Below are 24,077 nucleotides of genomic sequence, written 5' to 3'. Positions count from 1 at the left end.
CCAGCCCGGCCCCCCCCCCCCGACAACCCCCTGGGGCTGGCCCAGACGGCCGGTGCCCCCGCCCGGGGGGCGGGGGGGGGGCGGGCGGGGGCCCCCCCCCCGCCCCCGCCCCCGCCCCCCCCCCCCCGGGGGGGGGGGGGCCCCCCCCCCCCCCCCCGGGGGGGGGGGGGGGCCCCGCCCCCCACAGGACACGACGAAGAGAGCCTTGCTTGCGCTTTCCGCAAGCAAGGCTCTCCCGCGATCGAGTGGGCGATACTGGGATCGAACCAGTGACCTCTTCGGTGTGAACGAAGCGCTCTCCCCCTGAGCTAATCGCCCTTCGTACGAACTTCCACGAAATCCCGGGGGTGGACTCGTGGTGCGCGATACTGGGATTGAACCAGTGACCTCTTCCGTGTCAGGGAAGCGCTCTCCCGCTGAGCTAATCGCGCGCTGCGGAACTCCGTACTCGCAGAAGCATATCGGACGTCTTCGGTGGGTCGGCAGGGGGTCCCGGGTGACCGGCCGCACGGGGGAAACCGCCGTGACACGAAGGCGCCGAAACGGGCAGACTGCAGGGAGACAGCACGCCCGTTGCCGGGCTTGTGCCGCCCCGACCAGGAGAGCTCTCGCCTCGATGACCGACACCGTGTCCACCCCGCCCGCCGACCTGGACCGCGCTCCGGCGCGCCCGGGGCTCCTCATCGGGGTCCTCGTGCTGTCCGCGTTCGTGATGATCCTCAACGAGACGATCCTGAGTGTCGCGTTGCGTGACCTGACCGTCGACCTGAAGGTGCCGACGACGACGGTGCAGTGGCTGACCAGCGGGTTCCTGCTGACGATGGCCGTCGTGATTCCCACGACCGGGTTCTTGCTGGAGCGGTTCACGCCGCGGCAGGTGTTCCTGGTGTCGTTGTCGGCGTTCAGCCTCGGCACGTTGTTGTGCGCGCTCGCGCCGGGGTTCGGGATGTTGATGGTGGGGCGGGTGGTGCAGGCGTGCGGCACGGCGGTGATGCTGCCGTTGCTGATGACGTCGGTGATGCGGCTGGTGCCGCCGGAGCGGCGGGGCGCGACGATGGGGACGATCACGATCGTGATCGCGGTGGCGCCGGCGATCGGGCCGACGATCGGTGGCGCGGTGTTGTCGTCGCTGGGCTGGCGCTGGATGTTCTGGATCGTGCTGCCGTTGTCGGTGGCGGCTTTGGTGACCGGTGCGCTGCGGCTGCGGTTGGCGAGCGAGCAGCGGCGGGTGCCGCTGGACGTGCCTTCGGTGGTGTTGTCGGCGATCGGGTTCGGCGGTGTGCTGTACGGCCTGTCGACGTCGGGTGAGCAGGGTGGCGTCCGGCCCCCGCTGCCGCCGTGGGTGCCGATCGTGGCCGGGGTCGTGGCGCTGGTGGTGTTCACGTGGCGGCAGCTGCGGCTGCAGCGCCGCGACCGGGCGCTGCTGGACCTGCGGCCGTTCACGCACCGGAGCTTCGTGGTGGCCTTGGTGCTGACTGCGTTGCTGTTCGTGTGCCTGATCGGCGCGGCGGCGATCCTGCTGCCGCTGTACCTGCAGACGGTGCTGCACACGAGCACGTTCGTCAGCGGCCTGGCGGTGCTGCCGGGCGGGCTGGTGCTGGGCCTGCTGGGCCGTCCGGTGGGTGCCCTGTTCGACAAGGTCGGGGCTCGCCCGCTGGTCATCCCGGGCGCGGCGGCGATGGCGGTGTCGCTGTGGCTGTTCACGACGCTGGGCCCGACGTCGCCGCTGATCGCGGTGATCGGGATCCACGTGCTGCTGATGGCCGGGCTCGGGCTGATGATGACGCCGTTGTTCACCGAGTCGCTGGGGGTGTTGCCGGACCACCTGTACTCGCACGGCAGCGCGATCCTGTCGACGCTGCAGCAGGTGGCCGGGGCGCTCGGGACGGCGGTGTTCGTCAGCGTGGCGACGCTCGGGAGTGCCGACGCCACCGCGGAGAGCCCGGACGCTTCCGGGCTGCGGGCCGCGTTCGTGGTGGCCGGGTGCGTCGGGGTCGTCGCCTTCGCGTGCACCTGGCTGATCCGCCGCCGGCGGTCCACTGAGGACGGATGAAGTCCCGCTTCCGCTCAGCGAAGGCTGGGGGGAGACCTGCGAGCGGAAACGGGAGTTTTGGGGCCGGTACGGGGGTCGCCTCGCGGCGAGTGGCGCTACACGGCTCCAGCCGGACTGGCACTCCGTGAAGGCAAGGGGTGAGGCCCGGGGACTCCTCCGTACCGACACCCCTTACAACGCTCCACGCCCGCCGATGTTCCCGACGTGACGGGTGTCATGACAGCATGCGGCCCAGCCGGTTCCGGTCCACCGCGGCGAGGCGTAGACGCGCGCACGGTGTCCCTCCAGGACGTCCAGCGGGCCTGGAAGGACACCGGCGCTCAGCGGATCGTCGTCACTCCTTGACCTTCGGGGTCGCCCGCACGCCGCTGTGCAGGTACTGCTCCCCCGTCGGCAGCGTGTAGAACGTCACCGAAACCCAGCCGCGCATGCCCGCCGGGCTGTGCGCGAAGTGGTTCGGGCCGATCGGCACCAGCTCGTCTTCGGTCGTGGTCTCCGGCATGAGCTCGGCGAGCGCGCCGGTGACCGTCGTGCGCAGCCACAGCTTTTCGTCGCGCTCGAGGACCTCGATCCGCACGGACTCCCGCTCGTAGACGCCGAGGAACTCCGTGGCGTCGACGGCGGGCGCGGGCACCGGCGGCTCGAGCGGGCTCGGCATCGCGACGCCCGCCAGCTCCGCGAAGATCTCCGAGTAGAGCTCCTCGTACAGGTCGTGCGCGCTGCCGCCGTTGGTGAGCAGCGTGACGGCCAGGTCCTGCTCCGGCAGGATCCGCAGGAACGCCGACTGCCCGATCGTGTTGCCGTCGTGGCCGATCAGGCGGTGGCCGTCCCAGGCGAAGCGGATCCAGCCGAGGCCCCACGAGTCGCCGAGGGTGTCCTTGTCCGGCATCTCGGCCTGCGCTTCGGTCATCGCCGCGGCCGACTCGGCCGAGAGCAGCCGGGAGCCGTCAGGGCCGAGGCCGCCGGTCAGGTGCAGGCGGGCGAAGGCCAGCACGTCCGCCGTCGACGCCGTGATCAGCCCGGCCGGGCCCGCCGAGCGCGGCAGCCCCCACACGGGCGCCGGCTGCGGCTCGCCGTCGCCGGGCGCCACGTGGCCGACCGCGGCGCGGTGCAGCAGCGCCTCCTCCGGCAGGGTGCCGGTGCGGGTCAGGCCCAGCGGCGTGAACAGCCGCTCGCGCAGGGCCGCGTCCCACGTCTTGCCGGTCAGCTTCTCGATGACGCGGCCGGTGAGGACGAACCCCGAGTTGCAGTACGACAGGGTCGCGCCGAGGGGATGGGTCTGCGCAGCCTGGTCGAGCAGCCCGACGTACTTCTCGACGCAGTCGTCGCCGCGGCCGGTGTCGGTGAAGACGTCGCCGTCGATGCCGCTGGTGTGGGTCAGCAGGTGCCGCAGCGTCACCTGCTTCGTGACGTCGGCGTCGGCCAGCTTCAGCTCGGGCAGCACGTCGGCGATCGGCGCGTCCAGCCGCAGCAGGCCTTCGTCGACGAGCTGCATCGCGACGGTGGCCGTCCACACCTTGGTGATCGAGCCGATCTGGAACACCGAGTCGTCGGTGACCTCGACGCCGGTCGTCTTGTTGAGCACGCCGAAGCTGGTGAGCACCTGGTCGTCGCCGCGCGCGATGCCCAGCGCCGCCCCGGGGACGCGGTGCTTGCGCGCCAGTTCGGCCAGGCGGCGCCGCCAGTGCGCGACGTCGAGCGGGACCCGCTTCGCCCGGCCCGGCTCCCCCGCGTACTGCTCGACCCAGTCGACGACCCGGCGGTTGAAGTCCACGCGGTGCGACGGGCGCCCGTCGAGGATGAACACGTGCGACGCGCCCGGGTAGCGCACCAGCCGGGTCGGCACGCCCTGTTCGCGCAGCGCGGTGAACCACTGCTCGGCCTGGCCGATCGGGCACCGGTCGTCGTTCTCGGCGTGCACGACCAGGGTCGGCGTGCGCACCTTTTCCACCTGCGCCAGCGGGGAAAGCGCCGCGTAGTGCGCCCGGTTCTCCGCCGGGACGGACCCGAGTTCGGCGACGCCGAGGTAGTGCGCACTGTCGGAGGTGCCGGCCATGCTGACCGCGTCGCTGACGACCCCGCCCGCGACGGCCGCGGCGAACCGGTCGTCGCGGCTGGTCAGGTAGCACGTCATGTAGCCGCCGTAGCTGTAGCCGGACGCGGCGAGGCGGCGCGCGTCAGCCACGCCCTCGGCGACGAGCGCGTCCAGCGGCTCGAGGAAGTCCTTGGCGTCGGCCAGGCCCCAGGCGCCGACCGCGGCCGTGTAGAACGCCTCGCCGTAGCCGTCGCTGCCGCGCGGGTTGAGCAGCAGCACCGCCCAGCCCCGCGCGGCGAGCTGCTGGTGGTAGAGGTGCGCGGCGTCGGCGGTGGCGTTCCACGCGTTGTGCGGGCCGCCGTGGATGTCCAGCAGCAGCGGCAGCGGGCCGGTCCGGGCGGGGTCGCGCAGCAGCCAGCCGTGCACGACCGTGCCGTCGGAGATCGTGAACTCCCGCTCCTCGTGGGCGAAGAGGTCGAGATCGGCCGGGCTGTGCGCCGTGCGCACCTCCGCCGCTCCCCCGTCGACGCCGACCGTCGCGATCTCGCCGTAGGACGTCGTGGTGGCGAGCACGACCGCCGCCGTGTCGCCGGCGACGCTCAGGCCCGACACGGCGCTGCCCGCCTCGCCGAGCACCCGCCGCGGCTCGCCACCCGCGACGTCGACGGCGTAGAGGTGCGTGTAGCCGCGGTCGCGGACGCAGAACAGGACCGTGGAGCCGGCCGGCCGCGGCAGGGCACCGGGGTAGCCCGGGCCGCCCGGCATCACGGCGCGGTCGAGCGGGGCGGCCAGGTCGACGGTTTCGCCGCCGTCCAGCGGGACCCGCAGCAGCCCGGCGTGCCCCGGCGAGGTGTCGCGGCGGCCGACGACGAGCAGCGCGTCCCCGTCGGCGGTCCAGGTCACCGCGCCGCAGAAGCCGTCCCCGGAGCCCACCTGCCGAGGCTCCGCCGTCCGGTCTCCGGGCTCGAGGACGTAGGCGGCCGACCGGAAGGTCAGGTCGGCGTCGGCGTCCCGCGATGCGGGGAAGGCCAGCCGCCCGCCGTCCGGCGACCAGGCGGGGTCACCCGCGTGCCAGTCCCCCGACGTCACCCGCCGGACCTCGCCGGTGGCGACGTCGAGGACGTGGACGTGCTTGCGCAGGGTGCGCAGCAGGCCGGCGCCGTCGGCCTTGAAGTCGAGCCGGTCGGCGACCACCGGCTCGTGCGCCCGGCGGCTCTTCGCGCCGTCGTCTTCGCCTTCTTCGGCGTTCAGGTCGACCGGCGCGCTGAAGGCGATCTCGGCACCGTCCGGGCGCCAGACCGGCGTGCCCGCGCCGAGCGGCAGGGTGGTGACCTGCTCGGGCTCGCCGCCGTCGGCGGGCAGGAGCCACAGCTGCGCCGGGCCGTCCTGGGCACGCAGGAACGCGATCCGCGTGCCGTCCGGCGACCACGCCGGGGCGACGTCGGCCTTGCCGCGCGTCAGCCGGCGCGCTTCGCCGCCGGCGGTGGCGACCTGCCAGAGCGAACGGGTGTCCTCGTCCTGGTCCCGGTCGGCGGTGCGCAGCACGTACGCGATCCGGGTGCCGTCGGGCGAGAGCGCCGGCTGGTCCGGGAATTCGAAGGCGTACAGATCGTCGAGGCCGAGGCGTCGGGTCATGCGGATCTCCTTGTGGGATAACGGTCTCACGCGGCGAAGTGGCAGGCCGCCCGGTGCGGCCGGGCGGCGGCGCCGTCGGCCGGGTCGGCGGTGGTGCAGAGCGTGCGGTCGGTGTGCACGAGCGGGCCGACGGGGCAGCGCGGGTGGTAGCGGCAGCCGGCCGGCGGGTGGTGCGGGTCGGCGGGTTCGGTGTCGGCGAGCGGGTCGTCGCCGGTGTCGTCGAGCAGGCCGCGGTGCGCCGACGGCGCGGCGGACAGCAGGTCCCGCGTGTACGGGTGCCGCGGATCGGTGAGCACCTGCTCGGCGGGCCCGGCTTCGACGATCCGGCCGAGGTACATCACGGCGACGATGTCGCTGACGTAGCGCACCACGGCGAGGTTGTGCGAGATGAACAGCATCGACAGCGCCAGCCGCCGCTGGACGTCGCGGACGAGGTTGAGCACCGCGCCCTGCACCGAGACGTCGAGCGCCGAGGTGATCTCGTCGGCGATCAGCACCTTCGGCTGCCCGGCGAGCGCGCGGGCGAGGGCGACGCGCTGGCGTTGCCCGCCGGAAAGCTGCCCGGGCAGCATCGCGGCGCGCTCCGGGTCGAGGTTGACCAGGTCGAGCAGCCGGGCCACCTCGGCGCGCCGGGCACCGCGGGACGTCCCCCGCGGCATGGCCTCGGTGATCGACTCGCCGATCGCCATCCGCGGGTCCAGCGACGAATACGGGTCCTGGAACACCATCTGCAGCGGGCGGCGCCGGGGCAGGCTCCGCACGTCGGCGCCGTCGAGCAGCACCCGGCCCGAGCCGACGGGCGCCAGCCCGACCGCGGCCCTGGCGAGGGTGGACTTGCCCGAGCCGGACTCGCCGACCAGGCCGACGACCTGTCCGGAAGGGACGGTCAGGCTCACCCCGTCGACGGCGGTCAGCCTGCCGTAGCGGACGCTCACCGCGTCGAACTCCAGCGCGCTCATGCGCGCGCCTCGCGGACGCTCGGCGCGACCTGAGCGGTACGCGCGGTGGTGAATGGTTCGTTCGCGGGCTCACTCATGCCGCTCCCTCCTCGTGCGACGGTCCGGAAAGGACGCTCACCTGCGGGTGCCAGCACGCGACCCGGTGCCCGGGCGCGGCCTGCGCCAGCGCCGGGTCCTCGGCGTGGCAGCGCTCGGACGCCAGCGGGCAGCGCGCCGCGAACGCGCAGCCGGCCGGCACCTGGCCGGGCTCCGGCGGGCGGCCGGGGATCACCGCCAGGGGCTCGTCGCGGTCGGTCTCGAGGTCCACCGTCGTGGCCAGCAGCGCGCGCGTGTAGGGGTGCTGTGCCGGGGTCCCGGTCGGGAGGTCCTCGACGACGCGGCCGGCGTACATCACCAGCATCCGTTCGCACGTCTGGGAAACGACGGCGATGTCGTGGCTGATGAGCAGGATCGCGGCGCCCTCGGCTTCGCGCGTGCGGGCCAGCAACCGCAGCACCTGCCGCTGCACGGTGACGTCGAGCGCGGTCGTCGGCTCGTCGGCGATGACGAGCTTCGGCTCGCCCATCAGGCCCATGCCGATCATGGCCCGCTGCCGCATGCCGCCGGAGAACTCGTGCGGGTACTGCCGGGCGCGCCGCAGCGGGGCCGGGACGCGCACGGCGGCCAGCCGGTCGACCGCGCGGGCGAACGCCTGGCGCCGCGACAGGCCGTGGTGCTGTTCGGACACCTCCGCCAGCTGACGGCCGACGCGCCGCGCCGGGTTGAACGACGTCATCGGGTCCTGGAACACCATGGCCAGCGACGTCCCGAGCGCCCGGTCGGACGCGCTCGCCAGCGGCTCGCCGGCGAAGTCCAGCCGGTCGGCGGTGACCACGCCGGGCGCCTCGATCAGCCGCGACACCGCCAGCGCGGTCAGGCTCTTGCCGGAGCCGGACTCGCCGACCACGCCGATCGCTTCGCCCGCGCGGACGCTGAAGCTCACGCCGCGCACCGGCACGGTCCACCCGGCCGGTCCGGGGAAGGCCACCCGGAGGTTTTCGACGACGAGCACCGCGTCCCCGGCAGGGGGCTCGGCCGCCCCGGGGCGCGCGGCCGGGGGCGGCGCCGCCGACCGGCGCGTCGCCCGCGTGCGGACGCCGACCACCGCGGCCACCGTCTCCCCCACCAGGTTGAACGCCAGCCCGGCGAGCACCACGGCCGCGGCGGGCGCGAGTGCCGCCACCGGGTTCACGTAGATGCCGTCGAGGCCTTCGCGCAGCAGCCGTCCCCAGTCGTAGTCCGGCGCCTGCACGCCGATCCCGAGGAAGGACAGCCCGGCGAAGGCGAGCAGTGCCGAGCCCGCCCCGATCGTCGCGTTGACGACGAGCGGCTCGCCGATGTTCGGCAGCACGTGCCGGGCCAGCAGCCGGACCCGGCCGACGCCGGAAACCCGGGCGGCGGCGACGAAGTCGCGCCCGGCCACCGACGCGGACAGCGTCTGGACGAGCCGGGCGAACGCCGGCGCCATCGCGAACGCGATCGCCAGCACCGCGCCGTGCGTGCCCACCCCGAAGATCACCGCGAGGAACAGGGCCAGCAGCAGCCCGGGGAACGCCACCGCGATGTCGACGACGGCCTTGAGCAGCCGGGCCGCCCACCGCGGCAGCACCGACGGCAGCGTCCCGAGCACCACCCCGGCCGCGACGCCGATCGCGGTGGCGAGCACGGCGAGGCCGATCGAGAGCCGGGTCGCCACCAGCGTCCGGAAGAAGAGGTCGCGGCCCAGGGAGTCGGTGCCGAACGGGTGCGCCCCGGACGGGCCCTGGCCGATCGCGTCGGTGTCGATCGCCGCGGCCGCGTCGCCCCACAGGAGCGGCGCGAGCACCGCCAGCGCGACGACCCCCGCGAGCAGGACCGCGGAGCACGCGCCCACCGGCGAGCGCACGGCCGCCACCCAGACCGAACCGCGTCGTCGTGCCATGTCAGCTCTCCCGAATCGTCGAGCGGGGGTCGAGCAGCCCGAGCACGACGTCGACCAGCAGGTTCACCAGTAGTACGCCGACGCCGTAGACGAGCACGATCCCCTGCACCAGCGGGTAGTCCTTCTCCAGGATCGACTGCACGATCGTCGAACCGAGGCCGGGCCAGGCGAACACGTTCTCCACCAGCACGGTGCCCGCCACCATCGTGGTGAGCATCAGCCCGCCCAGGGTGAGCGACGCGGTCAGCGCGTTCGGCAGGGCGTGCCGGACGTACACGAGCCGCGCGGGCAGCCGCTTCGCCCGCGCGGTGCGGACGAAGTCGGCGCCCAGCACGGAAAGCAGCTCGACCCGGATGATCCGGGCGAGCACCGCCGCCGGCCCGACCGCCAGCGCCGCCACCGGCAGCACGTACGCGCTCGCGTCGTCGCCGCCCGCCACCGGGAACCAGCCGAGGCCGACGGCGAGCAACGCCACCAGCCCCACCGCGATCAGGAACTCCGGGACGGCGGCGAGGAGCACGCTCACCGACGTGAACCCGAGCTCCGCGCCCCGGCGCCGCCCGCCGCGGGTCAGCACCGCGAAGCAGACGCCGGCCGGGACCGCGACGACGACCACCACGGCGAAGGCCAGCACCGCCAGCTGCAGCGTCGCCGGCAGCCGGTCGCCGATCACCTGCGCCACCGGCTGCCCGCTCACCATCGACGTCCCGAAGTCACCGGAGACCAGGCCGCGCAGGTAGTGCCCGTACTGCAGCCACAACGGGTCGTCGAGGCCGAGCTCCGCCCGCTTCGCGGCCACCAGGTCGGCGGGCGCGGTCATCCCGAGCGCGGCCCGCACCGGGTCGCCGGGGACCAGGTGGATCATCAGGAACGCCGCGGTGAGCAGCGCCCACAGTGAGACGGCGAACCGCGCCAGCCGCCGTGCGGCGAACGCCGGCCACGGGGTGCCCCGCAGGCCGGCGGTCGCCGTCGCCGTGGTCATTTCGCGTACATCCGGATCGAGGTCGGGTCCATGTTGCCCTGGTTGAGCGTGAACTTCGCGCCGCTGGCGTAGACCGGCACGACGGAGTCGAAGTAGGGCACCGCGTCGACTCGCTTGACCAGCGCGGTCTCCGCCGCGTTCCAGTCCGGGCAGCTCGCTTCGCCGGGCTTCGAGGCCGCCCGCTGCGCCGCCTGGTCGTACCCGGGGTTGGCGATGTGCGCGAAGTTCGTGCCGTTGGGCGCGGCCGGGCCGGAGACGAACGGCACCAGCTGGCTCGGCAGGGTGAACCCGACCGGACCGAGGGAGACCTCCCACTCGCCGGTGCCGAAGAGGACCTGGCTGAGGCCGGGGCTGTCGACCGCCTTGAGCGTCACCTCGGCGCCGAGGGACTTCCACTGCTGCTGGACCAGCTCCGCGGTCGGCGCCATCGTCGGGCCGAGCTGGGTGCCGTAGAGGACGGTGAGCGAGAGCTTCTTGCCGTCCTTGGCGCGCACGCCGTCCGCGCCCTTCTTCCAGCCCGCGGCGTCCAGCCCGGACGCGGCCGAGGCCAGGTCGTGGGCCGGCAGGTTGCCGGTGACGGAGTCGCCGGGGCACATCGCCGGCTCGTTCGTGACCATGCCCCGCGACGGCTTGCCGGCGCCGCTGGTCAGCACCTTGCCGAGCTGCGGCAGGTCGAGCGCCTGGGTCAGCGCCCGGCGGACGGCTTCGTCCTGTCCGGGCCGCCCGTCCGCCTGGTTGTAGAACACCTCGCCGATCGGGGCCGTGTAGTCGGCGTGGAAGAGCTTGCGCGCGTCCAGCCGCTGCCGGTCCGGTCCGATGATCTGGGCCGCGTTGAGCTCGCCGGACAGCAGCAGGTTCGTCGCGGTCGTGGTGTTCGGGACGACCCGCACGACGATCTTCTCCGGCAGGCCCGGTTCGGCCTTCCAGTCGCCCGGGCCCCACGTGTAGTCCTTGCGGCGGGTGAAGGTGTAGTGGTCGTTGGGCACGGACTCCGAAACCGTGAACATCCCGGTGCCGGCTTCGCCCTTGGCGAGCAGTTTGCGGTCCGCGAGTCCCTTCGCGCAGGCGATCGGCACGCCGCCGACGTTGCGGGCCAGGAACGCGTCCGGCTTTCCGCTGGTGACCGAGATCGTGCGCGTCGCCTCGTCCGCGGTCGCCTTCGTGCCCGGCGCGACGTAGAGCCCGGCGATGGGTGACTTGTTCGCCGGGTCGCCGATGAAGTTCACGTTGGCCGCGACGTCGGCCGCGGTCAGCGGCGACCCGTCCGCGCAGGTGAGGCCGGGGCGCAGGGTGAAGGACGCGGTGGTGGTCGTCGCCTCCCACTTCGCGGCGAGCCCCGGGACCAGCTTGCCGTCGGCGCCGAGGTTCAGCAGCGGGTCGTAGAGGAACCGGTCGACCTGGAGGGCGACCGACAGCACGGTCATGTGCGGGTCGAGGCTGCCGGGGTCGGAGCCGACGCCGACGTTGAACGTCTTGCCGTCCACCGGGGTCCCGTCCCCGGCCGCGGCGCCGCCGCCCGGTCCCCCGCAGGCGGTCGCGGCGAGGGCGAGGACCCCGAGCAGGACCGCGGCGGTCCGTGTCTTGGTCATGGGGTTTCCTTCCGCAGGTGGTCCACGGCGAGGCGGGCCGCCTCGCCGATGGCGGCGTCGACGGCGGGCTGCCGCTCGGCCAGGGATTCGGCCCGGGTGAAGACCGCGACGGCGAACCGGCGTCCGTCCGGGTAGGACACGACACCGGCTTCGTTGCGGACCGCGGGCAGCGTGCCGGTCTTGGCCGCGATCGTGACGTCGGCGGGGAAGCCGGCGGAGAGGCGGTGGGGCCAGATCTGGTGCGCCATGATCGAGCGCACCCGCTCGCACGCGGCCGGGTCGGCGGCGCGGTCGGTCCAGATCGCTTCGAGCAGGGTGGTGATCTCGCGGGGCGTCGACGCCGTCGTGCGCTCGGGGTCCAGCACCGCGAGCTTCCGGATCTGCTCCGGCCGGGCTTCGGCGAGAACGGTGTCGAGGTCCGCGTCATCGGCGGCCCCCAGGTCGGCGAGCACGGACGCGAACAGGTCTTCGCAGCAGCCGATCAGCCGGGTCCGCTTCAGGTCCAGATCGGCGAGCACGCGGTCGACGGCGTCCTGGCCGACGCGGTGGTAGATGACGTCCGTGGCCGCGTTGTCGCTCATGGTCAGCATGAACAGCGCGAGGTCGCGCCAGCTCATCTCGACGTCGTCCGCGCAGCCCGCGGTGCCGATCCCGCCGATGCGGTAGCGCTTCCCGACGCGGGTGCGTCCGGTCTCGTCCAGGCGCCCGGCGACGACCTCCCGGGCGTAGGCGACGGCGACCGGGATCTTGAACACCGACGCGAGCACGACCGGGTCGTCCGCGCCGGCGGCCACCTCGGGCCCGCCGCCGATCTCCCGCGCGTGCAGGAAGCCCCGCGCGCCGACCGAGGAGAAGACGTCGGCGATCTCCGCCTCGACGGTGCTCACGCGCGCACCCGCTTGTCGGCGCGGCCGGTGTGCAGGTACAGCGCGTGGCCTTCGCCGTCGTCGCCGACGAACGCGTGCGGCAGGTACATCCCCTGCATCGGCTCGGCCAGGATCAGCGTGTCGCCCTTCATCGCGACCAGCTCGGTCTTCTCGGGCTTGGCCAGCTCGGCGAAGATCCCCTTCGGGACGCGCTCGACCCAGACGCGGCCGTCGTCGTCCTGGCTGACCGTGATGTCCGCGACCGACGACGCGTACTCCCCCACGTACCGCGCGGCGTCGATGCGCGGCGCGGCCGGATCCGGCACCGGCGGCACAGCGAGCTCGATGCCGGTCAGCTCCTTGAGGATGTGGCCGACGACCTCGGTGTAGACCGGGATCGGTTCGCCGCCGTTGGTCAGCAGCGCCACGGCGACGCCGTGCGCGGGCGCGAGCCGCAGGAAGGCCGACTGGCCGATCGTGCCGCCGTCGTGCCCGACGACCGCGCCGCCCGGCCAGTCGAACAGCGACCAGCCCAGGCCCCACGCGTCGCCGATCAGGCCGAGGTCGGGCAGCTCCACCCGGCGCTCCCGCATCGCGCGGGCGTTCTCGGCGCTCAGGACGCGCTTGCCGTCCGAGTCTTCGCCGTCGCGCAGGTGCATGGCCGCGAACGTCACGAGGTCCCGCGGCCGCATCGCGAGCATCGAGCCGGCCGGCGCGTTCGACGGCGCCAGCGACCAGACCCCGGCGGGTTCGGGGTCGGCGCCGGGCTCGGGCGCGACGTGGCCCAGCGCGGCCCGGAACCGGATCGCCTCGTACGGGCTCGCGGCGGCGTGCGTCAGTCCCAGGGGGACGAACAGGTGCTCGGCCAGGCAGTCGTTGTAGGCCTTGCCCCGCAGCACTTCCACGACCCGGCCGAGCACGCAGAAAGCGGCATTGTTGTAGGAGAACATCTCGCCGGGCGCGAAGAGCTGGGGCACGTCGCCCAGGGTGGCGACGTACTTCTCGACGCAGTCGGCACCGCGGCCGGTGTCGGTGAAGATGTCGCCTTCGAAGCCCGAAGTGTGGGTCATCAGCTGCCGGACGGTGATCCGCGCGGCGGCGTCTTCGTCGGCGATCGTGAACTCGGGCAGGTACTTCCGCACCGGCTGGTCGAGGTCGAGCAGGCCCTCGTCGACGAGCTGCAGGGCCAGCGTGGTCGTCCAGACCTTCGTGATCGAGCCGATCTGGAACAGCGAGTCGGTGTCGGCCTCGACGCCGGTGCCCTTGTTGAGCACGCCGGCCGCGTGGTCGATGATCTCACCGCCGGCGTAGACCGCCACGGACGCGCCGGGCACCTTGTGGTCGGCCAGGACGGCGGGGAGCCGGGTTTCGAGCCAAGCGGAGAGTTCGGTGAGCTTCGACATGGTTGCCTCTCGTCCGAGATGGGGGAACCGGCGATTCGGGGATGCTAGGCCGGGGGCCGGGGCGGCCGATTCGTCGAAACCGACGAGACCCGGGGAAACTTTCATCGCGGCGGACGAACCCCCGCGTCGCGCGGCCGCGGTGGCAGGGCCGCGCGGGCCGCCGCCCAGCCGACCGCGGCCAGGACCTTGAGCTTCGAGGCGGTCACCGCCGCCTCGACGGTGAGCCGCCGGACCGGACGCCGACCTCGGCCACGCGGCGGGTGATCGCGTCTTCGGCTGATTCCACGGAGCTCTCCGTCCCTTGTGGACTATCCGGCGAACGTGAACTGCTCGGCGCGCTGGGGCACCCAGAACGCGACGATCGCGGCGAGCAGGGTCGTGACGATGAGGAAGCCGAACGCGGCCGGGTAGGAGAAGCGGTCGGCCAGCCAGCCCATCACCACCGGGGCGACGGCGCCGGCGACCTGGCCGCCGAAGTTCATGATCCCCATGCCCAGCCCGATCACGGCCGGCGGGATCACCCGCAGCGGCAGGCCGAACACGCCCATCGTGGCGAGGCCGGCGACGCCGAGCGAGAGCGTTTCGTAGACGGTGAACTGCGTCGTGCTGCCCGCGGTGACCATCAGCGCGAGCAGGACGACCGTGGTGAGCAGGATGCCGCCGAGGAACCAGCGGGCCCGGTCGTGGAAGAAGCGGTCGAACAGCCAGCCGCCGAGGATGGTGGTGCCGATGCTGACGAGCATCGGGATCGCGGCGAGCACACCGGTCTGGGCCAGGGACAGGTGCCGCGCCTCCACCAGGTAGCTCGGCACCCAGGTGACCAGGCCGTAGGAAAGCATGTTGACCAGGCAGAACAGCAGCGCGAACTGCCACACCACGAACGACCGCAGCACGCGGGAGCGCGGCACCCGCGGTGTGGCCTTGCCCTCCGGCAGGCTGCTCAGCCGGTCGGGCAGCGCCTTCGGCAGGATCGCCCAGACCGCGATGCCGATCGCGGCGCCGCAGCCGGCCATCCAGAAGAACGTGTGCCGCCAGCCGACGGCCATCAGCAGCGGCCCGACGATCAGCGGGGCCAGGCCCGCGCCGATCCCGCTGGCCGAGAGCATCACGCCGCTCGCCGTCGCCCGGTTGGCCGGGGTGGTCCGCTCGGCGACGGCCTTGAACGACGCCGCCGGGAAGCAGCCCTGGCAGACCCCGAACAGCGCCCGCACGAGCAGCAGCAGGCCGAACGTGCCGGCCAGGCCCGTCAGCGCGGTGAACAGCGACCAGAGCACGAGCGTGACGAGCATCGGGCGCCGCGAGCCGTAGCGGTCGGCCAGGTAGCCCGCCGGGATCTGGCAGACCATGTAGACGAGCGCGAAGATCGTGACCAGCCAGCCCTGCTGGGCCTTCGACAGCGCGAACTCCGCCCCGATCGACGGCAGCGCCATGCTGATCGCGAAGCGGTCGATGTAGTCGACCGACCAGGCGAGCAGCATGACGACCATCGTCACCAGCGCCGTGCGGTTGACCCGCTTCGCCGTCCAGAGTTCGGTTTGCGCGTCGACCGCCGTCATGAGGCGAGCCAGGCCTTCGCGACGGTGACCTCGGCGAGCCGTTCCGGGATCGGCGTGACGCCGAGGCCGGGGCCCGAGGGCACCGGCAGCCGGCCGCCTTCGAGCACGAACGGCTCGGTGATGTCCTCGGTGTAGAACCGGTCCGACGCCGACGTGTCGCCGGGCAGGGTGAACCCGGGCAGCGAAGCGAGCGCCACGTTCGCCGCCCGGCCCAGCCCGGTCTCGATCATCCCGCCGCACCAGACCGGGACGCCGTGCGCGGCGCACACGTCGTGCACCCGCCGCGCCTCGAGGTACCCGCCGACCCGGCTGGGCTTGATGTTGACGATCCGGCAGGCGCCGAGCTTGATCGCGTCGGCGGCCGAGCGGGCCGAGACGACGGACTCGTCGAGGCAGATCGGCGTCCGGATGTGCCGGGCCAGCTCGGCGTGCCCGAGGACGTCCTCCTCTTCGAGCGGCTGCTCGATCAGCAGCAGCTCGAACGGGTCGAGCCGCTGCAGCTGCGGGACGTCCGAGAGGGTGTACGCGGTGTTCGCGTCGACCTGCAGCAGGATGTCGTCGCCGAAGCGCTCGCGGACCGCGCGCACCGGCTCGACGTCCCAGCCCGGCTCGATCTTGAGCTTGATCCGGACGTAGCCGTCGTCGAGGTAGCCGCCGACGACGTCCAGGAGCTTCGGGATCGTGTCCATGATGCCGACGGACACCCCGCACGGCACCGAGTCCTTCGTGGACCCCAGCGCGGTGCCGAACGAGATGCCGTGGGCACGCAGTTCCGCGTCCAGGACCGCCATTTCCAGGGCGCCCTTGGCCATCCGGTGGCCCTTGAACTTGGCCAGCAGCGGCGCGACCTTGCCGGCCGTGAGGTCCTCGGCGGCCAGCAGGGCCGGGACGAGGAACGTCCGCAGCACGTGCTCGACGCCGTCGACGTACTCCGAGGAGTAGAGCGGGTCGACCATCGCGCCGCACTCGCCCCAGCCCTCGCCTTCCGACGTCACCGCCCGCAGGAGCAGCAGCTCGCGTTCGGCCTGCGTGCCGAACGACGTCCGGAACGGCGCGACCAGGGGCATCCGGACGCGGAGGAGTTCGATACCACTGAGTTTCACGCGTGCTCCTTTGCCAGGACGTACCAGCCGGCCCGATCGAATCCGAGGACGGAAGCGCCCCCGGCCATCAGGCCGCCGAGCACCTCCCGCAGCGCGACCCGCCACGCCCGGCCCTGGTCCGGGTCGGTACGGCGGAGCGCCTCGACGTCCGGCGGCACGGCCACGAGCACGACCGGCGCGTCCGCCGGGCCGGTGACCGGCGCGCCGTCGGGACCCGCCGCCAGCGCGACCGCGGCACCTTGCGTCCTCAACGCCGAGGCGTCGAACCGGGCCGGGGTGCCCTCGGCCGCCGCGCGGACCGGCGGGCTCGCGAGGTCCCAGACCGCCATCAGCCGGTCGGTGTCGCCCGCGCCGTTGATGCCGTCGTGCATCGGACCGTAGAAGTCGGGCAGGTAGTGCTCGGGCCGGGCCGCGAGCTTGGTCAGGTTGAAGTGCGCGTTGCGCCGCACCAGCGGGTCGAACGTCCAGGAGATCGACGTGACGTCCTGCTGCAGCGCCCACGCGCGCTGGTGCAGCTTGAGGGCGAAGCCGATGCCGCGGCCGTGCCCGGCGGTCGCGACCCCGGCGATGTGGCTGTGCAGGCCCCGTTTCCCGGGCCCGCCGAAGAACCCGAAGCAGGCACCCAGCAGCTCGGGCCCGTCGAAGGCGCCGCCCACGTAGTTGCCGGCCGAGACCATGGCCCGCAGCAGCTCGGACGTCACGGGCTGGTTGCCGGGAGCGGGCCGCCAGATCGACTCGAAGAGCCGGGTCACGGCGGTCAGGTCGGCGACCTCGGCCAGGGTCCGGACCCGGACTCCCGAGGCCGTGGCGGCGGCGGTCGCGGCGGCGGCCGCCTCGTCCCGCAGGAGCGGGGCTGTGTTCGTCACGACTTCTGTCACGCCTCCGATCCTCTCCGGTCCCGTCCGGCGGGTCACCGTTGTGCCGCACCGGAATCGCCCCGCGCGTTCGTCGCCGCGGACGAACTCCGTTGGGACAGCACGGTTTCGGTGAGGGCCTTGAGCAACTCCGTGCGGCGGGCCAGCTCGCCGACGACGACGTGCTCGTGGTCGGCGTGGGCGCCACCGCCGACCGCGCCGAGGCCGTCGAGCGTCGGAATGCCCAGTCCTGCCGTGAAATTGCCGTCCGAGGCACCGCCGACCGCGGCTTCGGTGAGCGGGCCACCGAGTTCGTTCGCGAGGACGAAGAGGTCCGAAGACGCCTTCGCTTCCAAGGGCGGCCGGTTGACGCCGCCGACGATGCGGATCCGCGCCTGGTCGAGCACCGGTGCCAGGCTGGTGATCGCCCGGTCGACGCGGTCCTGTTCGGCCGCGTCCCAGGCCCGCACGTCGACCGCGACGCTCGCGGTGGCGGGCACGGTGTTGGTCGTGGTGCCGGCCGCGAGCGCCGTCGGGACGACGGTGGTGCCCTTCGCCGGGTCGGCGAGCGCGGCCACCGCCAGGACCTGGTGGGCGATCTCGATCCCGGCGTTGACGCCCTTCTCCGGCTCGAGCCCGGCGTGCGCGGCGCGGCCGTCGACCTCGATCCGGTACAGGGAAACACCTTTGCGGCGGGTCTTCAGCGCGCCGCCGTCGGCCGAGGCTTCGAGCACGAAGACCGCGTCACAGCTCTTGGCCTCTTCCTCGATCAGGGCGCGGGAAAGCGGTGAGCCGATCTCCTCGTCGCCGGTGACGAGGATCGAGAGGCCGTCCCGGTCGGTCAGGGCCGCGGCGGCGTGCAGGGCCATCACCACACCGGCTTTCATGTCGAAGCAGCCGGGGCCGCGCAGCACGCCGTCGCGGACCTCGAACGGGTGCGTCCGCAGGGAACCCAGCGGCCACACGGTGTCGTGGTGGCCGAGCAGCAGGACGCGCGGCTCCCCGCCGAACCGCCAGCGCAGGTGCGTGCAGCCGTCGGTGACGAGCCGCTCCGGTTCGACGCCGAGCAGCCGGCGGCCGATCCCGGCGACGACCTCGGCACTGCGCGCGACGGCTTCGTGGTCGTGCGAGGGCGACTCGCAGCGGACGAGCGTCTCGATGTCGTCGATCACCGCGGCTCACCCCGCAGGGGTTTGCCGGGCAGTGCATCGGTGTTCAGATCCCCTTCGCTGACAACGGGAACTCCGCCGACGTAGAGGTGCCGGACGCCCACTGACGGCCGGGTGGGATCGGTATACGTTGCGGTGTCGGTGATCCGGGCGGGGTCGAGCACGACGACGTCGGCGTCGGCCCCCGCGGCCAGGTGGCCCTTGCCGCGCGCCGCGGGCGCGACCTCGTCGAGCAGCCGCGAAGGCAGGTAGGAGCAGCGCCGGAACGCCTCGAGCCAGCTCCACACCCCGGCTTCGCGGACCATCAGGCGCAGGGTCTTCGCGAACGTGCCCGCGGTCCGCGGGTGGGTCGTGCCGCCCGCGGGCAGCGGCCACTCGGTCGTCTCCGTGCGACCGTCCTTCCAGTACACCGGCATGGCGTCGCTGGCGACGACGGAGTCGGGGAACGCGAGCGCCTGGTGCAGCAGGCCGCGGTCGCGGGGATCGGTCTCGTCGAGGAACTCCAGGATGCACGGCGCGCCGGGGTCTTCCTGCCGCACCTGACGCAGCCGGCCTTCGTCGGCGACGCGCTCGCCCGTCTCGAGGATGACCACGCTCGACGGCCGGAGTCCCTTCAGGCGCAGGCGGTCCGGCTCGATGAAGGCCGCGCCGACGGCGGTGCTGCCCGCGCCGTACGGGTAGGCCTCGACGGTGACGCGCGAGCCTTCGCGGCGGGCGGTGTCCAAAGTGGCCAGGACGCGGTCGATGTGGTGCCCGGACGTGCTGTTGACGTGGCAGTGATGCATCGCGGCGCCGGTCTCCCCCGCGGCCGCGACGATCTCGACCGAGCCGTCGACCGGGGTCGCCGGGTCGACCTCGACCAGCTCGCGGACGTGGGTGTAGGTCGGCACGCCGGCCTGCGCGGCGAGGTGCGCGACGGCCATGAACTCGCCGGGCTCGGTCGCGGGCGCGTACCCCATGAGGATGCCGATGCCCAGCGCGCCCCGCGCGAGCTCACCTTCGAGCAGCGCCAGCCAGGCGGCGAGTTCGGTCGGGGTGGAACTGCGCTGCCACCGCGGGTTCCCGAGCACCGCGAGCCCGCCGGCGATGCTGGCGTCGGGCGCGATGTCCGCGAGCACCTGGGCGCGGGCGGCGCCCCAGGAGGCGGAGAAGCCGTAGTGCAGCGGGCGTCCGGCCGCGGCGGCCTCGGCGTAGGCGCGCTCGATGGGCATCAGCCCGGCTTCGAGGTCGAGCGCCGTGGTGACGCCGTCCATGGCCTGCAGCCGCTGCCCGGCGATGGAGTGCACGTGGCTGTGCAGGTCGACGAACCCGGGCCCGACGACGAGCCCCCGGACGTCGACGACGGTGGCGTCCGGCGCCTCGATCCCGACGCCGGCCGCGGCGACCCGGCCGCCGTCGAGGAGCACGTCCGCGACGCCGTCGAACCCGGTCCCGGGGTCGACGACCCGGCCGCCCCGCAAGAGTGTCTGCACCCGTCCGCCTCCTCGTCGTTGCCGATCGAGGTGACGTTAGGGGGATTTCCGGCCGGCCCGTTGGTGCGCGACGACGAACCGGGGCGGCGGTCTTCAGCCGCGCGGACGAACCGGCGTGACCGGGGCCAGGAGGAGACCCGTGATCGCGTCGATCAGGCCCGTGCCCGCGTCGTCCCAGCTCGCCCTCGGGGTCGGCGTGCCCTCCGCCAGGGCGCGCTCCCGCTCCGCGGTCAGGTGGATCATGAGCTGGCGGGCCATGTCGCCGCGTTCGGCGCGGACGTCCGGCGGGAGGCCGTCGAGGCAGCGGTTCAGCCCCTCGACCGCCTTGGCCAGCGCCGGGGACGACAGGGACTCCTCCGCGATGATCGCCCGCAGCGCCGGGTCGGTCATCACCTGGGCGCTGAACCGGGCGAACCACGTCGGGGCGCCCAGCTCGCTCAGGTACGTCGTGCTCGGGCGGACCAGGCAGGCCACCCAGTCCCGCAGGCCGGCGCCGTCTTCGACGCCCTCGACGAGCTCGGCGCGCAGCCGTTCCATCCGCTCGGTGTGCTTGCGGACGATCGCGCGGACCAGGTCGGCCTTGGTGCCGAAGTGGTAGTTGACGGCGGCGTTGTTGCCCTGCCCGGCGGCCTCGCTGATGTGCCGGTTGGACACCACCTGCACCCCGTGCTCGGCGAAGAGCCGCTCCGCCGTCACGAGGATGCTCTCCCGCGTCGCGCTCGCGCGGGCCGCCTTGACGTTCATCGCCCCACCCTACGGAGCCCACCGGGTTGACGCCCCGGCGGCGCGGGTACCCCGCGGGTCATGAGCACCGACGTCGAACGCGCGGCACACGCCTTCTGCCCGCGGTGCCACCCGGACCCGAAGCCGGGCGAAGTGCTCACCGCGCTCTGCGGTGCCCGGCACCCGTACCACGGCCGCCGCGACCGGCCGGTGAACACCTGCCCGGCCTGCGTGGCACTGGCCTCGGCGCCGGTGTACGCCTGCGGCCACCCCGGCGGCTAGTCCCGCCAGGCCCGGACCAGCACGGGCAGCGCCGCCACGAGGGCGACCCCGCGTACGGCACCGGCCACGAGGTACGGCGCCCGCAGCCCCAGCCCGTGGGCGACCAGCCCGCCGGTCAGCGCGCCCGCCGGGATCAGCCCCCAGCCGAGCAGCTTGTACACGCTCGTGACCCGGCCGAGCAGTGCGGACGGCACGAGCCGCTGGCGGAGCCCGACGGTCACGATGTTCCAGAGCGTCGTCACGAACCCGTTCACGGCGAGGAACGCGCCGAGCGTCACCGGGTCCCGGCTCAGCCCGATGCCGGCGAACGCGCCGACGTTGACCGCCAGCGCCGTCACGAGCGCGGCCCGGTCGCCGGTCGCGGCCACGACGCGCGCGTTCACCAAGCCGCCGAGCACGCTGCCCAGCGCCGCCCCGGCGAGCAGCAGGCCGTAGCCGCGCGCGTCCAGGCGGACGACCTGGGTGGCGAGCAGGACGAGCGTCGCGTTGGCGAGCTGGCCGCAGAAGGTGTTGACGCCCAGCAGGACCGCGAGCGTCCGCAGCAGCCGGTGCCGCAGCAGCCACGCCAGCCCTTCGCGCACGGCGGAGCGGGCCCGCACACCGGGCTCTCGCCGGGGCAGCTTCGCGACGAGCACCGAGGACAGGGCGAACGAGACGGCGTCGAGCCCGAACGGCAGCGCCGCCGCCACGCCGAACAGCAGGCTGCCCAGCGGTGGCCCGGCGAACTGGACACCGATCGTCGTGATCGCCTGCTGGCGGCCGTTGGCCCGCGCCAGCAACGGCTTCGCGACCAGGTCCGGCAGGATCGCCTGCGCCGCGGTGCCGAACACGACGTCCCCGGCGCCCAGCCCGAACGCCGTGACGACGAGGAGCGGGATACCCGCGCGGCCGCACGCCACCAGCAGCGCGGTCGTCGCGACCAGCACCGCCTGGAACGCCTGCGCCCGCCACATCAGGCCCGCGCGGTCGTGCCGGTCGGCCAGTGCGCCGGCCGGGAGGCTCAGCAGCAGCCACGGCAGGTACGCCGCCGTCGAAACGAGCGACACGAGCCGCGGGTCCCGGGTGATCGTGACGGCGAGCAGCGGCACCGCCGCCGTGAACGCGCCGGTGCCGACGTTGTCGATGCCGGTCGCCCACCAGAGCCGCCGGAAGTCCCCCGAGATCATGCTCCGATCCTTCGGCCCCCGCGCCGAGGCGGACAGCATTTAGCCCGGTGCTCCATACTCGGCGGCATGGCCCTGACGATCGAACTGGGCGCCGACGAGCTGGCGACGACCCGGATCGCGATCTCCCCGCTCTCGGAGACCGTCGCGTGCCTCCGGCAGCTGGGCGGCATCGAACGGCAGGCCGCCACGCTGCCGTGGCTGCGCTGGGCCCAGGACGAACTGGCCCGCGAGCCGCTCGACCTCCCGTGGACCTGGCCGCTGCTCGTGCACGACCGGCCCGGCTGGCCGCAGTTCCTCGTCCCCGCACCGAAGGACTCCGGTCCGTCCATTGAGGACGACCTGGCCGCGCTCCGGGGCACGACCGCGCGTCAGGTCCGGGCCAGTCTCGGCCGGGTGTTCGGCGACGCCCTGAGCGGAACGGTCGCGGAGCTCGCCGCGCGGCCGGCGGCCGGGCTGACGGCGATCGCCACCGAACTGCGCCGCGCCCACGACCGGCTGGTCGCCCCGCACTGGCCGCGGATCCGCGCCGTCCTCGACGCCGACGTCGCCCACCGCGCCCGGACGCTCGCCGCGGGCGGCGCCGAACGGCTGTTCGCCGGGCTGCACCCCGACCTGCGCTGGCGGGACGGCCGGCTCTGGCACACCGGCGACCGCCCGCCCGTGCACCGGGGTCCGGGCGGGCTGGTCCTCATCCCCGTCGTGCTCGGCTCACCGCACGTGCTGATCAAGCGGAACACGTCCACCCAGACGACGGTCCGCTACCCGGCCCGCGGCCGCGGCGCCCTCTGGACGGCGGGCACGCGGCCGCCCGCAGCCGGCACCGTCCGGCTGCTCGGCCGGGCCCGGGCCGGGCTCCTCGAGACCCTCCGCTCCCCCGCCACCACGACCGAGCTGGTCCGCGCGCTCGGCGTGACGCCGGGCGCGGTGTCGCAGCACCTGGCCGTCCTGCGCGAAAACGGCCTGGTGAGCCGGGAACGTTCCGGGCGCCGGGTCCTCTACGTGACCACGGCGCTCGGAACGTCCCTGCTCGGCGGCTAGCCCAGCGAGCTCAGCGGCACCGCGAACACGGCCCGCCCGCAGACCTGGTTCTGCGCCGCGCAGTCCGCGGTCGACCACTCCGACTGCGACCACACCAGCCCCGTCGACCAGTCGTACGTCAGCGCCTCCGGGTGGACGGCCCAGCAGGCCGTCGTGGAGCCGCAGGTGGCCGACGTGCCGGCCGTCGTCGTCTGGGCCCAGAGCTGGCCGTTGAGCGTCGCCGAGCTGTGCGCGACGTACCACTTGCCGTTGTGGGACAGCACGCCCTGCATGTTGCCGACGGAGCTGCGGAACGCCTCCGTCGCGGTGCCGGTCAGCAGGTAGTCCGTGCCCATCGGGAAGCGGTAGAGGCGGCCGTGCAGGCTCTGGTCGGAGAAGTACTCCGTCGTGACGATCGACGCCGGGGTGGTGCTGCGGTCCAGCGAGAGCGACGAGAAGCACGGCACGCCCGTGTCGGAGGCCATGCTGCAGGTGCCGCCCGCGTAGGTGTAGTAGCCGATCTGCATCATCGCGTACTTGTAGGTGTACGCCGCATACCCGCCCGAGGTCCTGCCGATCGCGTTGGCCGTCGTGTCGGTCATCTGCAGGATGTGCTTGGTGCTGAACACCCGGATCGCGGTCGAGGTGTTGCCCACCGCGGTGACGTAGATCTTGTCGCCGTACCAGGCCATCCCGCCCATGTGCGCCTGCGCGGCGGAGAAGCTGCTGCCGGTGCTGTTCGGCACGGCCAGGTACACCATCCGGTGCGCGGCCGCGGCGGGGTCGTCGTAGTTGACCGCCTGGATCCGGGCGTCGTCGTAGCGGCCGAGCGCGTCGGTGCCGTGCCAGCCGGACAGGATGATCTTGTCCGCGCCCCACATGCCGTCGTCGTCGGCGTCGCCGGACGTCGTGATGCCCTGCGGGACCCAGGTGGTGCTGCCCGCGCGGTCGGCGTCCCAGCACAGCGACTTCGTCGCCGTCGGCGCCTTGGGCAGCGCGGCCTTCTCGGCGGTGGTGCAGCCGGTCATCGCGTAGCTGGGGTCGTTGACGACGGTGTTGAGGCTGACGTTGGGCAGCGCGGTGTCGAGCGCGGTCAACGCGGCGGCCGGCGTCGCGTGCCACACCAGGTTCTGCTTGGCCGTCGTCGTCAGCGGATCGCTGTAGGCGGCACTGGCCGTGCCGGGCAGGGCCAGTGCGCCGGCCACCACGGCCAGCACGAGGAGGAGCGCTTTCGGAATTCGCATGGGCGCCAG

The 24,077-nt window shown here is 73.6% G+C and carries 18 protein-coding genes and 2 tRNA genes; 3 read left to right on the top strand and 17 right to left on the bottom strand.

What is annotated here, in order from left to right; translation table 11 throughout:
• Window positions 1-246 precede the first annotated feature (246 nt).
• Both ACWEN0_RS39755 and ACWEN0_RS39750 read right to left on the bottom strand, forming a co-directional pair.
• Window positions 247-318: transfer RNA gene (locus ACWEN0_RS39755), tRNA-Val, on the bottom strand.
• Window positions 319-356: 38 nt separating this feature from the next.
• Window positions 357-431: transfer RNA gene (locus tag ACWEN0_RS39750), tRNA-Val, on the bottom strand.
• 185 nt (window positions 432-616) lie between these two features.
• Between ACWEN0_RS39750 and ACWEN0_RS39745 the strand changes: the two genes are divergently transcribed.
• A complete protein-coding gene (locus ACWEN0_RS39745; RefSeq protein WP_451985375.1) occupies window positions 617-2,053 on the top strand; it encodes a DHA2 family efflux MFS transporter permease subunit in 1,437 nt (478 codons plus the stop codon).
• A 334-nt stretch (window positions 2,054-2,387) separates the two neighbouring features.
• Here the strand turns inward: ACWEN0_RS39745 and ACWEN0_RS39740 are convergent, their stop codons facing one another.
• The 13 genes from ACWEN0_RS39740 to ACWEN0_RS39680 all read right to left on the bottom strand — a co-directional run bounded on the left by ACWEN0_RS39740 (window position 2,388) and on the right by ACWEN0_RS39680 (window position 20,380).
• Window positions 2,388-5,723, bottom strand: a complete 3,336-nt coding sequence (locus ACWEN0_RS39740) for a serine hydrolase (protein ID WP_451985373.1) — start codon at window positions 5,721-5,723, stop codon at window positions 2,388-2,390.
• A 26-nt stretch (window positions 5,724-5,749) separates the two neighbouring features.
• Entirely contained in the window at window positions 5,750-6,682 is a 933-nt protein-coding gene (locus ACWEN0_RS39735; RefSeq protein WP_451985371.1) for an ABC transporter ATP-binding protein, read from the bottom strand.
• 73 nt (window positions 6,683-6,755) lie between these two features.
• Window positions 6,756-8,642: a dipeptide/oligopeptide/nickel ABC transporter permease/ATP-binding protein gene (locus ACWEN0_RS39730; RefSeq protein ID WP_451985369.1), complete on the bottom strand. Its 1,887-nt coding sequence runs from the start codon at window positions 8,640-8,642 to the stop codon at window positions 6,756-6,758.
• A 1-nt stretch (window position 8,643) separates the two neighbouring features.
• Window positions 8,644-9,624, bottom strand: coding sequence for an ABC transporter permease (locus ACWEN0_RS39725; protein WP_451985367.1), 981 nt, complete (start codon window positions 9,622-9,624; stop codon window positions 8,644-8,646).
• Window positions 9,621-11,213 carry an ABC transporter substrate-binding protein gene (locus ACWEN0_RS39720; RefSeq protein ID WP_451985365.1) on the bottom strand — a complete coding sequence of 531 codons (1,593 nt, stop codon included), beginning with the start codon at window positions 11,211-11,213 and terminating at the stop codon, window positions 9,621-9,623. The genes ACWEN0_RS39725 and ACWEN0_RS39720 overlap by 4 nt, the downstream gene beginning before the upstream one ends.
• Window positions 11,210-12,100, bottom strand: coding sequence for a serine hydrolase (locus ACWEN0_RS39715; RefSeq protein WP_451985363.1), 891 nt, complete (start codon window positions 12,098-12,100; stop codon window positions 11,210-11,212). The genes ACWEN0_RS39720 and ACWEN0_RS39715 overlap by 4 nt, the downstream gene beginning before the upstream one ends.
• The gene (locus ACWEN0_RS39710; protein ID WP_451985361.1) at window positions 12,097-13,482 is read right to left on the bottom strand and encodes a serine hydrolase domain-containing protein; all 1,386 of its coding nucleotides are present in this window, start codon (window positions 13,480-13,482) and stop codon (window positions 12,097-12,099) included. The genes ACWEN0_RS39715 and ACWEN0_RS39710 overlap by 4 nt, the downstream gene beginning before the upstream one ends.
• 308 nt (window positions 13,483-13,790) lie before the next feature.
• Window positions 13,791-15,038 carry an MFS transporter gene (locus ACWEN0_RS39705; RefSeq protein ID WP_451985359.1) on the bottom strand — a complete coding sequence of 416 codons (1,248 nt, stop codon included), beginning with the start codon at window positions 15,036-15,038 and terminating at the stop codon, window positions 13,791-13,793.
• Window positions 15,035-16,141, bottom strand: a complete 1,107-nt coding sequence (menC, locus tag ACWEN0_RS39700; RefSeq protein ID WP_451985357.1) for an o-succinylbenzoate synthase — start codon at window positions 16,139-16,141, stop codon at window positions 15,035-15,037. The genes ACWEN0_RS39705 and menC overlap by 4 nt, the downstream gene beginning before the upstream one ends.
• Window positions 16,138-17,019, bottom strand: coding sequence for a GNAT family N-acetyltransferase (locus ACWEN0_RS39695; protein ID WP_451985355.1), 882 nt, complete (start codon window positions 17,017-17,019; stop codon window positions 16,138-16,140). Before ACWEN0_RS39695 ends, menC begins: the two co-directional genes overlap by 4 nt.
• A 32-nt stretch (window positions 17,020-17,051) precedes the next feature.
• Complete coding sequence (locus ACWEN0_RS39690) at window positions 17,052-18,167, bottom strand: M20 family metallopeptidase (RefSeq protein WP_451985353.1); 1,116 nt, start codon at window positions 18,165-18,167, stop codon at window positions 17,052-17,054.
• The gene (locus ACWEN0_RS39685) at window positions 18,164-19,636 is read right to left on the bottom strand and encodes an amidohydrolase family protein (RefSeq protein WP_451985351.1); all 1,473 of its coding nucleotides are present in this window, start codon (window positions 19,634-19,636) and stop codon (window positions 18,164-18,166) included. The genes ACWEN0_RS39690 and ACWEN0_RS39685 overlap by 4 nt, the downstream gene beginning before the upstream one ends.
• Window positions 19,637-19,729: 93 nt before the next feature.
• The gene (locus tag ACWEN0_RS39680) at window positions 19,730-20,380 is read right to left on the bottom strand and encodes a TetR/AcrR family transcriptional regulator (protein ID WP_451985349.1); all 651 of its coding nucleotides are present in this window, start codon (window positions 20,378-20,380) and stop codon (window positions 19,730-19,732) included.
• 60 nt (window positions 20,381-20,440) lie between these two features.
• On the opposite strand from ACWEN0_RS39680, the gene ACWEN0_RS39675 reads away from it, so the two are divergent.
• Window positions 20,441-20,641, top strand: a complete 201-nt coding sequence (locus ACWEN0_RS39675; protein WP_451985347.1) for a hypothetical protein — start codon at window positions 20,441-20,443, stop codon at window positions 20,639-20,641.
• On the opposite strand, the gene ACWEN0_RS39670 is transcribed toward ACWEN0_RS39675, so the two are convergent.
• A complete protein-coding gene (locus tag ACWEN0_RS39670) occupies window positions 20,638-21,807 on the bottom strand; it encodes an MFS transporter (RefSeq protein WP_451985345.1) in 1,170 nt (389 codons plus the stop codon). The two genes, ACWEN0_RS39675 and ACWEN0_RS39670, sit on opposite strands and share 4 nt — an antisense overlap.
• A gap of 66 nt (window positions 21,808-21,873) precedes the next feature.
• Between ACWEN0_RS39670 and ACWEN0_RS39665 the strand changes: the two genes are divergently transcribed.
• Window positions 21,874-22,845 (top strand): DUF5937 family protein, encoded by a 972-nt coding sequence (locus ACWEN0_RS39665; protein ID WP_451985343.1) that lies wholly within the window; start codon window positions 21,874-21,876, stop codon window positions 22,843-22,845.
• Here ACWEN0_RS39665 and ACWEN0_RS39660 read toward each other — a convergent pair.
• Window positions 22,842-24,068 carry a hypothetical protein gene (locus tag ACWEN0_RS39660; protein WP_451985341.1) on the bottom strand — a complete coding sequence of 409 codons (1,227 nt, stop codon included), beginning with the start codon at window positions 24,066-24,068 and terminating at the stop codon, window positions 22,842-22,844. The two genes, ACWEN0_RS39665 and ACWEN0_RS39660, sit on opposite strands and share 4 nt — an antisense overlap.
• Window positions 24,069-24,077: the final 9 nt, after the last annotated feature.

The sequence above is a fragment of the Amycolatopsis sp. NPDC004378 genome, from assembly GCF_053602455.1.
Note: the sequence above shows the minus strand (reverse complement) of the source record. Positions and strands in the feature narration are given on the sequence as shown.

Excerpts from the sequence above, each read along its gene's own strand:
- ACWEN0_RS39725 (WP_451985367.1), bottom strand. The coding sequence starts at position 9,624 with ATGACCACGGCGACGGCGACCGCCGGCCTGCGGGGCACCCCGTGGCCG.
- ACWEN0_RS39670 (WP_451985345.1), bottom strand. The coding sequence starts at position 21,807 with ATGATCTCGGGGGACTTCCGGCGGCTCTGGTGGGCGACCGGCATCGAC.
- ACWEN0_RS39710 (WP_451985361.1), bottom strand. The coding sequence starts at position 13,482 with ATGTCGAAGCTCACCGAACTCTCCGCTTGGCTCGAAACCCGGCTCCCC.
- ACWEN0_RS39740 (WP_451985373.1), bottom strand. The coding sequence starts at position 5,723 with ATGACCCGACGCCTCGGCCTCGACGATCTGTACGCCTTCGAATTCCCG.
- ACWEN0_RS39735 (WP_451985371.1), bottom strand. The coding sequence starts at position 6,682 with ATGAGCGCGCTGGAGTTCGACGCGGTGAGCGTCCGCTACGGCAGGCTG.
- ACWEN0_RS39705 (WP_451985359.1), bottom strand. The coding sequence starts at position 15,038 with ATGACGGCGGTCGACGCGCAAACCGAACTCTGGACGGCGAAGCGGGTC.
- ACWEN0_RS39730 (WP_451985369.1), bottom strand. The coding sequence starts at position 8,642 with ATGGCACGACGACGCGGTTCGGTCTGGGTGGCGGCCGTGCGCTCGCCG.
- ACWEN0_RS39720 (WP_451985365.1), bottom strand. The coding sequence starts at position 11,213 with ATGACCAAGACACGGACCGCCGCGGTCCTGCTCGGGGTCCTCGCCCTC.
- ACWEN0_RS39665 (WP_451985343.1), top strand. The coding sequence starts at position 21,874 with ATGGCCCTGACGATCGAACTGGGCGCCGACGAGCTGGCGACGACCCGG.
- ACWEN0_RS39680 (WP_451985349.1), bottom strand. The coding sequence starts at position 20,380 with ATGAACGTCAAGGCGGCCCGCGCGAGCGCGACGCGGGAGAGCATCCTC.
- ACWEN0_RS39745 (WP_451985375.1), top strand. The coding sequence starts at position 617 with ATGACCGACACCGTGTCCACCCCGCCCGCCGACCTGGACCGCGCTCCG.
- ACWEN0_RS39675 (WP_451985347.1), top strand. The coding sequence starts at position 20,441 with ATGAGCACCGACGTCGAACGCGCGGCACACGCCTTCTGCCCGCGGTGC.
- ACWEN0_RS39660 (WP_451985341.1), bottom strand. The coding sequence starts at position 24,068 with ATGCGAATTCCGAAAGCGCTCCTCCTCGTGCTGGCCGTGGTGGCCGGC.